The organism is Pseudoalteromonas sp. CR1 (genome assembly GCF_019392235.1).
Classification (GTDB): domain Bacteria; phylum Pseudomonadota; class Gammaproteobacteria; order Enterobacterales; family Alteromonadaceae; genus Pseudoalteromonas.
Genome location: NZ_JAHXRM010000415.1, coordinates 1 through 254, shown reverse-complemented (window position 1 = coordinate 254; position 254 = coordinate 1). Strand labels below are relative to the sequence as shown.

The following is a 254-nucleotide window of genomic DNA, read 5'->3' as shown; positions in this document are numbered from 1 at the left end:
GAACGCCAGCGCAAAGTCGGCGAACTGGTGCTGAGCCGTGAACCGCTGACCGGCCTCGACGAGTCTGCCCGCAGCCAGGCGCTGGTTAACCTCGTGCGCCGCAAAGGCCTGGAGCTGCTGCCGTGGACGCCTGAACTGCGCCAATGGCAGGCCCGCGTGATGCTGCTGCGCCACCTGGACGCCGGTAAAACCAGCGAATGGCCCGACATCAGTGACACGGCGTTGCTTGCCAGCCTGGAACACTGGCTGATGCC

General features: G+C 66.1%; 1 protein-coding gene. It reads left to right on the top strand.

What is annotated here, in order from left to right; translation table 11 throughout:
• Positions 1–254, top strand: a 254-nt coding sequence (locus KZZ04_RS19955) for a hypothetical protein (protein ID WP_219423997.1), incomplete at both ends; no start/stop codon positions are given.